Here is a 12981-nt window from a genome sequence, read left to right as displayed (position 1 = left end):
CTCACGCGTGGACGGCGACCGGGCGCACACGGAGCGCGATCGCGCCGAGACCTCGATCGGGCAGCTCGTGCTCGCCGGCGTGGGCTGGGCGGCGATGGGCGTCGAGGCGCTCGACGAGCTCGCGGACGAGCTCGCGCGCAAGGTCGGCGTCGACGTCTCGGACATGCGGTCGGCCGTGCGCGACACCGCGGTCGCGTGGCGCCGTGAGGCGGAACGCCTCGGCACCCGCGGCGACGACGCGGTCGACCGCGCGCTCGAGCGGCTCGGGCTCGCACGGCGGGAGGAGCTCGACGATCTCGCGCTCCGCATCGCCCAGGTCGAGCATCGCCTGCGCCTGCTCGAGGGCGACGGCCGCTCACCCGCGGCCTCCGACGGCGGCGAGTGAACGTCCGCAAAGAGCGAGATTTTCGGCCGTCGCGGGCGTTGACACGGCCCGTGGCCGGGCCGTAGAGTCCTGCGAGTTGAGCCGACGGGCCCCCGGGTCTGTCGGCTCAGCTCTTTCTCGGGGCCTGTTCGCACGCGTCGGCGCCTGCCACACTGCGTGCGTGGAGACCGTACGGCCACGGCGCTCGCTCGGGCGGCTGTCGGAGATCGCTCGTGTCGCGACCCGCCACGGGTTCGGCTACGCCTTCGAGCGGCGCAGCACACCGCCGGACGGCGAGATGCGCGCCGATCGTGGCCCCCGGCTCCGGGAGATGTTCGACGAGCTCGGGCCGACGTTCGTGAAGTTCGGCCAGCTGCTGTCGACACGTCCCGACGTCGTCCCGCTCGACATCGTGGTCGAGTTGCGCAAGCTCCAGGACGACGTCACGCCCTTCCCCTTCGCGCAGGTCGAGGAGGTCGTCCGGGCCGAGCTGGGGCTGACGGTGGCGCAGGCGTTCGTCGCGTTCGATGAGCAGCCGATCGCCGCGGCGTCGATCGGACAGGTCCACCGCGCGACCCTCCCGAACGGCGAGGACGTCGTCGTCAAGGTGCAGCGTCCGGACGCTCCGAAGCAGATCGAGTCGGACATCCAGCTCCTCCGGGCCGCGGCCCGGGTCGTGAGGGAGCGGGTGCACGCCCTCGACTTCGTCGACACCGGGGCCCTCGTGGACGAGTTCGCGCGGTCGATCAGACAGGAGCTCGACTACCAGCAGGAGGCCCGGAACGCCGAGGCCTTCCGTCGCAACTTCGCCGACGACGACCGCGTCGTGGTGCCCCGGGTCTGGTGGCGCTACACCACCGCGCGCATCCTCACGCTGGAGCGCCTCGAGGGGACGCAGATCCGCGACCTCGACGTCTCCGACTGGTCGGACGACGAGCGGCGGGAGCTCGCGTACCGCATGACCGACGCCTGGATGACGATGATCTTCCGTCACGGCTTCTTCCACGGCGATCCGCATCCGGCCAACATCCTGGTGCTCGAGGACGGCTCGCTCGGGCTCGTCGACTTCGGGCTGGCCGGCCGCCTGACGCCCGAGGACATGGTGCGCCTGACCCGGCTCTTCGTCGACGCCGCCACCGAGAACGTCACGGCCCTTCCGCGGCGCCTGGCGGATCTCGGCGTCGAGTACCCGCGCGAGCGGGAGGACGAGCTCCGCTCGCGGCTCGAGGAGCTGTACTACCGCTACTACGGCACGCGTCTCTCGGACATCGACCCGATCGAGGTGATCCGGGAGGGGTTCAACCTCATCTACGCGATGAACCTGCGCCTGCCGACGCGGTTCATGATCCTCGACAAGGCGATCGCGACGCTCGGCTCGGTCGGGGTCGAGCTCTACCCGGGGTTCAACGTCTTCGAGGTCGCGAGACCGTACGCGAAGCAGCTCCTCGCGGAGCGCCTCTCGCCGCGGCGGCTCGCCCTCCTGGCGCACCGCGAGGCCCGCGAGCTCGCCGGGGTCGCGCGCGAGCTGCCGTACCAGATGCACGACGTGCTCGAGACCGCCCGCAGAGGGCAGTTCGAGATGACGATCCACAACCCCGGCATCGACCACCTCGAGGAGCGGCTCGACCACGCGGTGAACCGCGTCGTCGTCGGCCTCATCGTCGCGGCCGGCCTGCTCGGCTCGGCGATCGTCGGCACCGCCACCGAGGGCCCCAAGATCATCGGCGTGCAGGTGCTCGCCTTCGTCGGCTTCATGCTCTCCGGGATATTCGGCATCTGGCTGATCTGGGGCGTCCTCCGCTCCGGGCGCCTGTAGGCCGGGGATCGACACGCCGCCCCGAAATCGCCACATGCCGCTCGACCTCGCCGTCGTCTGGTCGCCCGCGCACGCGGGGCACGTTCCGGGTGGCGAGGTCTGGATCGGGATGCCGACCGCGGGCGACGAGGTGCCCCGCCGCGTCGACGTCGTCCTCGAGGCGCTGGCCGACGCGGGAGCGTCCCTCGTCGAGGCCCGGCCCCACGACGACGTCGCGCTGCTCGACGTCCACGACCCCGAGCTCGTCGGGTTCCTCCGCGACGCGTGGCACGAGTGGCAGCGCGTCGGCTACGAGGAGGACCCGGGCCAGGATCGCGTCGTCCCCTACGTCTTCGCGCACCCCGGCCTGACCGCCGGTGTCGACCCCGTCGTGCCGGCATCGACGGCGGCGCGAACCGGGATGTGGGCGTACGACACGATGACGCCGATCGGCCCGGGGACGTGGGCCGCGGCGCGCGGCGCCGTCGACGCGGCACTCACGGCCTGCGACCTCGTCCTGGCCGGGGCGCCCGTCGCGTACGCGTGCACCCGGCCGCCGGGCCACCACGTGACCCGGGCTGCCTACGGCGGCTCCTGCTACCTGAACAACGCCGCGATCGCCGCCGCGCACCTGCGCCGCGGCGGTCACCCGCGGGTCGCGCTGCTCGACCTCGACGCGCACCACGGCAACGGCGCGCAGTCGATCTTCTGGGAGCGGGACGACGTGCTCACCGGCTCCGTCCACGTCGACCCCGAGGCCGGGTGGTTCCCGCACTTCCTCGGCCGTTCCGTCGAGCGGGGCGCGGGAGCGGGGGAGGGCGCGAACCTCAACGTGCCCGTTCCGCCCGGGACCGGCGACCGGGCGTGGCTCGAGGCGGTCGACCGGCTCGTCGGCTTCGCCCGTGACGGCGGTGCGACCGCGCTCGTCGTCGCGCTCGGGGTCGATGCGGCCGAGGGAGATCCGAACAGCCCGTTGCGCGTCGGCGCCGAGGGGTTCCGGGAGGCCGGGCGGCACCTCGGTCGGCTCGGGCTCCCGTCGGTGGTCGTCCAGGAGGGCGGCTACGACCTCTCGACGCTCGGCCCGCTCGTGCTCGCGGCTCTCGAGGGCCTCATCCGAACGGGAAGGCATGACTCTTGACGCACCGTCCGGCGACGACGATGATCGTCCACATCCCTGGGGTCCGGAGAAGGAGAGGCTCGTGATGAACCTTCATCGTGCCGTTGCCGCGCTCGCGGTCGTGCTCGTCGCGCTTGGATCCGTCACCGTCGCGCTGGCCGCCGACGAGGACGGCGAGAAGGTCGTGCTGACGGTGGGCAACGTCGGGAAGCTCGACAGTCCCAACGTCACCGTCGGCTACACGGTCGAGGCGTACGAGCTGTGGAACCTCCACTACGCGACGCTGACGGACAAGGCCGCCGACGACTTCGCGACCATTCCGGGGCTCGCCGAGTCGTGGGAGGGCTCCGACGACGGCCTCACGTGGACGTACACGCTTCGCGAAGGCCTGCAGTGGTCGGACGGCGAGCCGCTCACCGCCGAGGACATCGCGTACACGATCAACCGCGCTCGCGACGAGGAGTGGCTGAACCACTTCTCGACGGTCGAGAACCTCACGGCGGAGGCGACGGACGACACGACACTGGTCGTGACGTCGAAGGTGCCGGATCCCAAGCTTCCGACGCTCGACGTCTACATCGTCCCCAAGCACGTCTACGAGGACATCTCCGCCGACGAGATCACGAAGTACGACGCCCTCGACGGCGTCGGCTCGGGCCCCTTCACGCTCGCCGAGTGGAAGAAGGGCCAGTACTGGCGCATGGTCGCCAACGAGAACTACTGGGGCGGCACGCCGGCGATCGACGAGGTCGTGTTCCGCGTGTTCTCGAACGCCGACGCGATGGTCTCGGCGCTCGAGCAGGGCGAGCTCGACGCGGCGATGGCGGTGCCGTCGTCGGCCTTCGAGCGCCTCTCGAGCGCCGAAGGGATCGTCACGGTCGAGGGGCAGCAGGGCGGCTTCAACGAGATCGGGCTCAACGCCGGTGCCGGCTTCGGCAAGCCGCACCCGGCGCTCCTCGACGTCCGCGTCCGCCAGGCGATCGCCCACGCCATCGACAAGCAGACGCTCGTCGAACGGGTGTTCAGCGGCATCGGCGAGGTCGGCGAGACGATGTCGGTGTCGCCCGACCGGAAGTGGCTCCCCGAGCTGTCGGAGGAGGAGCGGTTCGAGTTCGACCTCGACAAGGCGAACGCGATCCTCGACGAGGCCGGCTACGAGGACACGGACGGGGACGGGATCCGTCAGATGCCGGACGGCACCGACCCGCTCGTCTTCCGCTACGCCAACCGCACCGAGTCGCAGTACGCGAAGCCGATCGCCGAGTTCGTGACCGGGTGGCTGAAGGAGATCGGCATCGACACCACGATCTCCTCCTACGACGACAGCCAGCTCGGCGAGGTGATCGGGAAGGGCGAGTACGAGCTCTTCTGGTGGGGCTGGGTGCCGTTCGTCGACCCTGACCCGCAGCTCTCGTACTTCATCTGCGACCAGGTGAGCACGGACCCCGACGATCCGTTGAACTACTACAACGACGCGAGCTGGTGCAACGAGGAGTACGACCGTCTCTACCAGCAGCAGAAGGTCGAGCTCGACGAGGAGAAGCGCGTCGAGATCGTCCACGAGATGCTCAAGCTCTTCTACGACGAAGCGGCGTTCATCGTCACGGACTACAGCCCCGACCTGCAGGCGTACCGCACCGACCGCTTCGAGGGGTGGTTGCGGCAGCCGGCCGACACCGGGCCCGTGATCTTCTCGAACACGTCTCCGACGTACTTCAACCTCACGCCGATCGCGTCGTCCGGGAGCGACGACGGCGGCCTGTCGACGGGTGGGATCGTCGCGATCGTGATCGTTGGGGTGATCGTGCTGGGCGGTGCCGCCTGGCTGGTCACGCGACGCCGGAGCGCGGAAGAGCGCGAGTAGGGCGGTCTTGGCACGATCGAGTCGAGACGGGGGCGGGGTCTCTCCCGCCCCCGTGGGCTCCCGGCACCCGAGGTAGGAGCGCGTCGTGAGCGCCCGCTACGCAGTCGGGAAACTCCTCGGCGCGCTCGGCACGCTCGTCTTCGTCGTCGTCTTCAACTTCTTCCTGTTCCGGATCGTCGCCACGGACCCGGTCGCCGTCCTCTACCGAGGCCGCAATCTCTCGGACTCGCAGCGTGACGAGCTGACCCGCCAGTTCGGGCTCGACGGCTCGCAGCTGACGCAGTTCCTGCGCTACGTCGAGCAGACGGTTCAGCTCAACTTCGGGCGCTCCTACGCGACGAACCGCGGTGTGATGGAGGAGATCTGGAGTGCCATGCCGGCGACGATCGCTCTCGTCGGTGTCGCGACGATCCTGTCGACGGTGTTCGGCCTGTGGATGGGCGCCGCGGCCGGCTGGCGGCGCGGCACGACGAAGGACCGCGTCCTCACGTCGTCGTCGATGGTGACGTGGTCGATGCCCGACTTCTGGCTGGGGATGCTCCTGCTCACGTTCTTCTCGGTCAGGCTCGACCTCTTCCCGACGAGCGGCATCACCGACCCCGCGTCCGACGCGACGGGTCTCTCGAGGCTGCTCGACCAGGCGTGGCACATGGCGCTGCCGTGCGCAACGCTCGCGATCGCATACGTGGGCGAGTACGCGCTCGTGATGCGCTCGTCCCTGATCGACGTCATGCGCGAGGACTACCTCACCCTGGCGCGGGCCAAGGGCCTCCGCGACATCGACGTTCGCAACCGGCACGCGGTGCGGAACGCGCTGCTCCCGTCGACCGCGTTGATCGCGATCAACTTCGGGTTCGTGATCTCGGGCGCGATCGCGGTGGAGACCGTCTTCTCCTGGCCCGGGCTGGGGCTGCTCACCTACGAGTCGCTCCGAGGGCCCGACCTTCCGATGCTGCAGGGGCTGTTCCTCGTCTTCAGCGCGTCCGTGATCCTCTTCAACCTGCTCGCGAACCTGCTGTACCCGCTCCTCGACCCGCGGGTGCGCTACCAGTGAGCAGCCAGGCGACGACAGCCGGCCCGAGGCGTCTCGCATGGGAGCGGCGGCAGCGCGCGTTCAGGCGCAGCTGGTCGGAGTACCGGCGCGACCGCGAGGGGCTGATCGGCCTGGTGGTGCTCGTCGTCTTCGTGCTCGTCACGCTGCTCGCACCGCTGATCGCCGACGTCGACGACCTGCGCGCCGTCAACACGACCGACAACCCGGTGTGGGCTCCTCCGTCGGACTTCGCGCCGCTCGGCACCGACAGCCTGGGGCGTCCCGTCTACGACCAGCTCGTGTACGGCTCGCGCATCAGCCTGCTCGTCGGCGTCGCGGCCACGTTGATCGCGATCGTGATCGGCACCGTGGTGGGCGTGCTCGCGGGCTTCTTCGGCGGGTGGCTCGACAGCGTCCTCGCCCGTCTCTCCGAGTGGTTCCTCGTGATCCCGTTCATCCCGCTCGCGATCGTGCTGGCCGCGATCCTCGGACCGTCCCTGCGCAACATCATCGTCGTGATCGGCATCACCTCGTGGCCGACGACGGCGCTCCTCATCCGCGCCCAGGTGCTGAGCGTGAAGCAGCGCCTCTACGTCGACCGCAGCCGCGCGCTCGGCGCCTCCGGCCGCCACGTGATGGGACGTCACATCCTGCCCAACGTGATGCCGCTCGTGATCGCGAACGCCACACTGACCGTCCCGATCGCGATCCTCTCCGAGACGACGCTCGCTTTCCTCGGGCTCGGCGACCCGCTGCAGGTGTCCTGGGGGCAGATGCTCGACGAGGCGTTCTCGGCCGGCGCGCTCGGCCGCGAGGCGTGGTGGTGGTACCTCCCGCCGGGTCTCTGCGTGATCGCCGTCGTGCTCGCCTTCACCCTGATCGGGCGGGCGCTCGAGGGGATCCTCGACCCGCGGCTGCGGGAGCGGCGCGGATGAGCGAGCCGGTCCTCGTCGTCCGCGACCTGCACGTCACGTACCCGGGCGACGTCCCGGCCGTGCGCGGCGTCGACTTCGTGCTCCGACCCGGCGAGACGCTCGGCCTCGCCGGCGAGTCGGGGTGCGGCAAGTCGACGATCGCCGGGGCCCTCCTGCGGCTGCTCCCGGCGGGGACGAAGGTCACCGGCGACGTGCTCCTCGACGGCGAGGACGTGCTCGCCCTGCGCCCCGGCCGGCTCCGTGCCGTGCGCTGGACGGCGCTCTCGATCGTGTTCCAGGGAGCACTGCACTCGCTCAACCCCGTGCAGAGGATCGGCGACCAGATCGCCGAGCCGATCCGGGTGCACGGGCTCGCCTCCGGCGACGCAGACGTCAGGCTGCGGGTGGGCGAGCTGCTCGAGACGGTGGGCCTCCCCGCCAGCCGCGCCTCGGACTTCCCGCACCAGCTCTCGGGGGGGCAGCGCCAACGCGTCCTGATCGCGCTCGCCCTGGCATGCGACCCCCGTGTGCTCGTCGCCGACGAGCCGACGACGGCGCTCGACGTGATGGTGCAGGCGCAGGTGCTGCGACTGCTCGAGGAGCTGCAGCAGGAGCTCGGCCTGGCGATGCTCTTCATCACGCACGACCTGTCCACGCTCGCGTACGTCTGCCGGCGCCTGGCCGTCATGTACGCGGGACGCATCGTCGAGGAGGGACCGAGCGACCAGGTGTTCGCGGCACCGGCGCATCCGTACACGGCGGCGTTGGCGGCGGCGTTCCCCGTGATCGGCGACCCGCGCTACCGGATGGCGCCGTCCGGGCTCGGCGGAGACCCGCCGGACCCGCGCTCCGTCCCCTCCGGCTGCCCGTTCCACCCGCGGTGCACGCTCTCGGTCGACGAGTGCGCGTCGTGGGAGGTCGAGCGCCGGCCTGCGGGCGACGATCGCTGGGCCGCCTGCCTCCACGTCGGAAGGAGCGCGTCGTGACGAAGGAGCCGCTGCTCCAGCTCCGCGGGCTCGAGGTCGCCTTCGCGGCTCGCAAGGGCACCGTGGCGAGGGCGGTGGACGGCGTCGACCTCGACGTGAGAGAGGGCGAGGTGCTCGCGCTCGTCGGTGAGTCCGGCTGCGGCAAGACGACGCTCGCGCGCGCGGTGCTCGGGCTCGTGCGTCCGGCAGCCGGGGACGTCCGGTTCCGCGGCGAGCCGCTGCGCTACGACGGTCGCTCGCTCAAGCGCTACCGCCGCGGCGTGCAGATGGTGTTCCAGGATCCCACCGGCGCGCTCAACCCACGGCAGACGATCTACGAGGCCGTCGCCGAGGGCCTCCGCATCCACGGGCTCACGAAGGGGGAGGAGACGAAGGTCGCGGAGGCGCTCTCGATGTCGGGCCTGCGGCCGCCGGAGCGCTTCTTCCAGCTCTACCCCTACGAGGTCTCCGGTGGCCAGCGACAGCGGGTCGTGATCGCCGGCGCAATGGCCCTCGAGCCCTGGCTGCTCGTCGCCGACGAGCCCGTGTCGAGCCTCGACGCCTCCGTCCGCGGGGAGATCCTGGCACTGATGCTCCGCCTCGTCCGCGACGCAGGGGTGACGATCCTCGTGGTGACGCACGACCTCGGGCTCGCATGGAACATCGCCGACCGGGTCGCCGTCATGTACCTCGGGCGCATCGTCGAGCTCGGCGAGACCGAGGAGCTGTTGTCCGCTCCCCGCCATCCGTACACGAAGGCGCTGCTGTCGGTGGTGCCCGAGGCGGGGCGGATCGAGCAGCAGATCCTGGAGGGAGAGGCGCCCGACCCGACCCGGATCCCCGAGGGCTGCCGCTTCCATCCCCGGTGCCCGCTCGTGCAGTCGGGCGAGGCCGCACGGCTCGCCGTCGCCGAGCGGTGCCTCGCCGAGGACGTCGCGCTCACGACGGTGGCGGACGTCCCCGGCCACGTCGTCGCGTGCCACGCGGCTGCGGCCGTCGACCGGTCGGTCTGAGTCGACCGACGGCGGCGAACCGAGCGCCCCCGTGCCGGGGAACGGTCTCGCCGGCTTCGCCCCGCAGGCCGGGTTCAGGCGAGGAGCCTCGGGATCGTCCGCTCCGTGCGCCGGTCGAGTCGCTCGCCGACGTCCTCCTCCCCGGCACGCACGTCGACGACGACGTGGTAGGCGTCCGCGTCCGACCGCACCTCGAGGCGCGCCTCGGTGACCACCTCCGCCTCGGGCCACGCGACGCGGTAGCGCGCCGTCCCGATGACCCACGCACGGGCGGGGTCGTCGGTGGAGACGCCCGCGGTGCCCTCGTACCGTTCCTCGACCGTGGCGCCGAAGGGCGCGTCGTAGTCCGCCCCGTACCCCGTGACGGCCCGTGTCTCACGACCGAGGACGTCCCGGTCGATGCGCCACGTCACGGGCGGCGACGCCCCGCCCCCGTCGGGTGGCGCGGTCGGCGCCGGAGGGAAGGAGGGCGGGGGTGCGACCGGCGGGCCGTCCAGCACGGGGAGGTCGAGCGCGATGCTCTCGCGCTCGACGAGGAGCTCGCCCGCCACGGGCGGCGGCCACGTGTTCGGCCAGTCGGCCCCCGAGAGGGCGAGCCGCACGCGGTGCCCGGCCTCGAAGACCCACGACGTCGCCTCGAGCTCGACCTCGACCTCGGTCGGGACACCCGGCTCGAGCGGGGAGGGGGTCGTGTGGCTCTCGCGATGCGTGAGGTTCAGCGTGCCGCGCGACACGAGCGCCGACGTCCCGTCCGGGAACACGTCGCAGACCCGCACGGCGAGGTAGGCGATCGGCGTGCTCGACGTCACGCGCAGACGCAGCCGCGGGTAGCCCATCACGTCGAGCTCGTCCTCGAGCGGCTCCCAGTCGACGACGAGCGACAGCGCGTCGTCGAAACGCTGGTCGGTGGGCTGTCCCCACGGCAGCTTCCCCGCGCACGAGTTCCACGCCGTGACGCCCACGTCGCCGCGTACGACGATTCGGTCGGTGCCGATCCCGGGCGGTGTGAGCGTCGACAGGCGAAGCCGTTCCGGAGGCCAGGTCGGCTCCGAGCGCCACTCGCCACGGACCTCCGGGAGGTCGGGCGCCGGGCGCGTCGAGCGGCGCGCGAAGACCGCGATCGGCGGCTCCTCGTCGACCCCGTTGCGCTCGTCGCGGAGCCAGCGACCGAACCAGCGGCAGAGCTCGGGCACGAGGTCGATGTGGGGCCCCGGGAGCGACGTCGCAGGGGAGCTGTGGCTCCACGGGCCGAGCACGAGCCGCTTCGGGCAGCGGAGCGCCTCCCAGGTGCGGAGGGTGGCGTTCCGGTACCCGTCGGCCCAGCCGCCGACGATCATGGTCGCGCACGTGATCCGGGCGTAGTCCGGCCGCAGCGACCCGTGCCGCCAGTAGGCGCCGTCGGCCTGCTCCTCGAGCCACCTCAGCACCCAGGCCGGCGTCTCCTCGAGGCGCCGCCGCCATTCGTCCCGCCAGCCCTCCCCGAACACGGCCGGGACGGGAGGCAGCGCGTTGCCGGCGAGCATGTACGTGACCCAGTCGACGAGGTCGATCGCGCGCACCGCGCCGCCCATGTAGTGGACGTCGTCGGTGTAGCGGTCGTCCGTCGCGTAGATGGGGACGATCGCGTGGAGCGCCGGCGGGCGGAGGCACGCGACCTGGATCGAGTTGAAGCCCGACCACGACGTCCCGTACATCCCGACGCGCCCGTTCGACCACTCCTGGGCGGCGAGCCAGGCGATCACCTCGCAGATGTCGGCGTGCTCGTCCGCCGTGTACTCGTCGACGGCGATCCCCTCGGACGACCCCGTGCCCCGGATGTCGAGCCGGCACACGGCGAGGCCACCCTCCTCGCACAGCCGCTCGTACTCGGCCGCGTAGGACGAGGTCAGGTCGTCCATCCGGTACGGCAACGCCTCGAGCACGACCGGTGCGGGGAGGTGATCGGGGAGCCAGATCCGGGCCGCGAGGCGGACGCCGTCGGGCATCGTGATCCATGCGCGACGCTCCTCCACGCGGGGATCCTACGGGCGCGTAGGATCGCGCCGCGTGGACCTGCGTCTCACCGACGAGCAACGGCGACTCCGCGACGACGCGGCTGCGTTCTGCCGCTCGATTCGACCGCTGCTCGAGGCGGACGCGGAGTGGAGGCGGCAGGGGATGCTCTCCGACGGCGACTCGGTCGAGGTGAACACGGCGCTCGGCCGGGCCGGCTGGATCGGCATGTCGTGGCCGGCCGAGCTCGGGGGCCGCGGCCTGAGCCGACTCGACGCCACGCTCGTGGAGGAGGTCTTCGGGTACCACTGGCTGCCGCTCTCCTCGTACCTGCTCTCGTACAAGACGATCGGCGCGGCGCTCGAGCGGTTCGCACCGCCCGGGCTCCGGGACGCGTTGCTGCCGCCGATCGCGCGCGGGGAGCTCGTGTTCTGCCAGGGATTCTCCGAGCCGGGTGCCGGCAGCGACCTCGGGGCGCTGACGACGCGCGCCGTCCGGCGCGGGGACTCGTTCGTGGTCGACGGGCAGAAGATCTGGACGTCGAGCGCGCAGCTCGCCGACTGGATCTACCTCGCGGTCCGCACCTCGGCGGAGGAGCCCAAGCATCGGGGCATCTCCGTGCTGGTGGCGCCGATGGACACGCCGGGGATCGAGGTGCGGACGTTCCCGACGCTCGGCGGCGGCGTCCTCTGCGAGGTCTTCCTCGACGGTGTGGAGGTTCCCGCCGCGAACCTCGTCGGCGAGCTCCACGGAGGCTGGCGTGTCCTGATGTACACGCTCGACTTCGAGCGCATCACCGCCGAGAAGGTGGGCGGCGCCGTCTGGGTGCTCGACGGCGTCGAGGGGTGGCTCCGGGAGCGGGGGCAGCTCGACCGGGCGGCGCGCGAGCGGGTCGCCCGGCTGCGCGGCGAGGCCGCCGCTGCCCGCCTCCTCTCGCTCCGGGCGGCCGACGCCCTCGACCGGGAGGCTCCGGCCAGCCATCTCTCCGCGATGGCCAAGCTCGCGGGTGCCCGGCTCGTGCAGCGGACCGCGACGGCGGCGGTCGAGCTGCTCGGGCCGGAAGGGCTCGCCGAGGGTGCGGCCGCGCCGGTCGGGGGGCGCGCCGCCGGCATGGTGCGCGCGAGCGTCGGGTCGACGATCGCCGGCGGCACGGCGGAGATCCAGCAGCTCGTGATCGCGCGACGGGGGCTCGGCCTGCGATGAGCGCCCCGCTCGAGGGCATCAGGGTCGTCGAGTACGCCCAGTACGTCGCGGGGCCGCTCTGCGGGCTCGTTCTCGCCGACCTCGGGGCCGACGTCGTCAAGGTCGAGCCCCCGTCCGGGGACGGTTACCGGCACGTGATGCCGATCGCCCCCGGGCTCGGCCGGTTCTTCGTGCCGCTGAACCGGGGCAAGCGGTCGGTCGTGCTCGACCTCAAGACCCCGGAGGGCCTCGCCGGCAGCAGGGCGCTCGTCGCGTCGGCCGACATCGTCCTGCACAACTTCCCGCCCGGCCGCGACGAGCGCTTCGAGCTCGGCTGGGAGCACCTGCACGCGCGTCGGCCCGCGCTCGTGCTCGGCGTCGTCACCTCGTTCGGGTCGGACGGGCCCCTGGCCGGCACCCCCGCCTACGACCTCGTGGCCCAGGCGCACGCGGGGCTGCTGACGGCCCACTCCTCCACGGGCGACGATGTCCCGGTGCGTGCCGGGGGCATCCCGATCGCCGACCTCACGGCCGGCTTCCTCCTCTCGTCGGCCGTGCTCGCGGCGCTCGTCCGCGCCCGCGTGACGGGCGACGGCTCGCGGGTCGAGACGTCGCTGCTCCAGGCGGCGCTCGCCGTCCAGGTGCAGGACCTCGTCTGGCTGCCCGGAGAGCACCCGGACGCCGCGCGCGCGGCGGGCCCGGCCGACCTCGAGGCCCGGGCCTCGGAGATCCGCCTCGGGCT

At 72.1% G+C, this 12981-nt stretch carries 11 protein-coding genes; 10 read left to right on the top strand and 1 reads right to left on the bottom strand.

The window, feature by feature from the left end; translation table 11 throughout:
• The first annotated feature begins 7 nt into the window (after window positions 1-7).
• From AC162C_RS02795 to AC162C_RS02760, 8 genes are all read left to right on the top strand, one after another.
• Window positions 8-385: a phasin family protein gene (locus AC162C_RS02795; protein WP_462973151.1), complete on the top strand. Its 378-nt coding sequence runs from the start codon at window positions 8-10 to the stop codon at window positions 383-385.
• 160 nt (window positions 386-545) lie between these two features.
• On the top strand, window positions 546-2180 hold the full coding sequence (locus AC162C_RS02790; protein WP_484096219.1) for an ABC1 kinase family protein: 1635 nt from the start codon (window positions 546-548) through the stop codon (window positions 2178-2180).
• Window positions 2181-2214: 34 nt separating this feature from the next.
• Window positions 2215-3297: a histone deacetylase family protein gene (locus AC162C_RS02785; RefSeq protein ID WP_484096218.1), complete on the top strand. Its 1083-nt coding sequence runs from the start codon at window positions 2215-2217 to the stop codon at window positions 3295-3297.
• 64 nt (window positions 3298-3361) lie between these two features.
• Window positions 3362-5140, top strand: coding sequence for an ABC transporter substrate-binding protein (locus tag AC162C_RS02780; protein WP_484096217.1), 1779 nt, complete (start codon window positions 3362-3364; stop codon window positions 5138-5140).
• 85 nt (window positions 5141-5225) lie between these two features.
• A complete protein-coding gene (locus tag AC162C_RS02775; RefSeq protein WP_484096216.1) occupies window positions 5226-6194 on the top strand; it encodes an ABC transporter permease in 969 nt (322 codons plus the stop codon).
• The gene (locus AC162C_RS02770; protein ID WP_484096215.1) at window positions 6191-7108 is read left to right on the top strand and encodes an ABC transporter permease; all 918 of its coding nucleotides are present in this window, start codon (window positions 6191-6193) and stop codon (window positions 7106-7108) included. The genes AC162C_RS02775 and AC162C_RS02770 overlap by 4 nt, the downstream gene beginning before the upstream one ends.
• Window positions 7105-8073, top strand: a complete 969-nt coding sequence (locus AC162C_RS02765; RefSeq protein WP_462973145.1) for an ABC transporter ATP-binding protein — start codon at window positions 7105-7107, stop codon at window positions 8071-8073. The genes AC162C_RS02770 and AC162C_RS02765 overlap by 4 nt, the downstream gene beginning before the upstream one ends.
• Window positions 8034-9065 (top strand): ABC transporter ATP-binding protein, encoded by a 1032-nt coding sequence (locus tag AC162C_RS02760; protein ID WP_484096274.1) that lies wholly within the window; start codon window positions 8034-8036, stop codon window positions 9063-9065. Before AC162C_RS02765 ends, AC162C_RS02760 begins: the two co-directional genes overlap by 40 nt.
• 74 nt (window positions 9066-9139) lie before the next feature.
• On the opposite strand, the gene AC162C_RS02755 is transcribed toward AC162C_RS02760, so the two are convergent.
• The gene (locus tag AC162C_RS02755) at window positions 9140-11077 is read right to left on the bottom strand and encodes a CocE/NonD family hydrolase (protein WP_484096214.1); all 1938 of its coding nucleotides are present in this window, start codon (window positions 11075-11077) and stop codon (window positions 9140-9142) included.
• 34 nt (window positions 11078-11111) lie between these two features.
• On the opposite strand from AC162C_RS02755, the gene AC162C_RS02750 reads away from it, so the two are divergent.
• Window positions 11112-12260: an acyl-CoA dehydrogenase family protein gene (locus tag AC162C_RS02750; protein WP_484096213.1), complete on the top strand. Its 1149-nt coding sequence runs from the start codon at window positions 11112-11114 to the stop codon at window positions 12258-12260.
• A partial coding sequence (locus tag AC162C_RS02745) for a CaiB/BaiF CoA transferase family protein (RefSeq protein WP_484096212.1) occupies window positions 12257-12981 on the top strand: 725 nt, incomplete at its 3' end. The genes AC162C_RS02750 and AC162C_RS02745, both read left to right, overlap by 4 nt.

This window comes from Gaiella sp. (assembly GCF_057140465.1).
Note: the sequence above shows the minus strand (reverse complement) of the source record. Positions and strands in the feature narration are given on the sequence as shown.

Excerpts from the sequence above, each read along its gene's own strand:
- AC162C_RS02785 (WP_484096218.1), top strand. The coding sequence starts at position 2,215 with ATGCCGCTCGACCTCGCCGTCGTCTGGTCGCCCGCGCACGCGGGGCAC.
- AC162C_RS02780 (WP_484096217.1), top strand. The coding sequence starts at position 3,362 with ATGAACCTTCATCGTGCCGTTGCCGCGCTCGCGGTCGTGCTCGTCGCG.
- AC162C_RS02765 (WP_462973145.1), top strand. The coding sequence starts at position 7,105 with ATGAGCGAGCCGGTCCTCGTCGTCCGCGACCTGCACGTCACGTACCCG.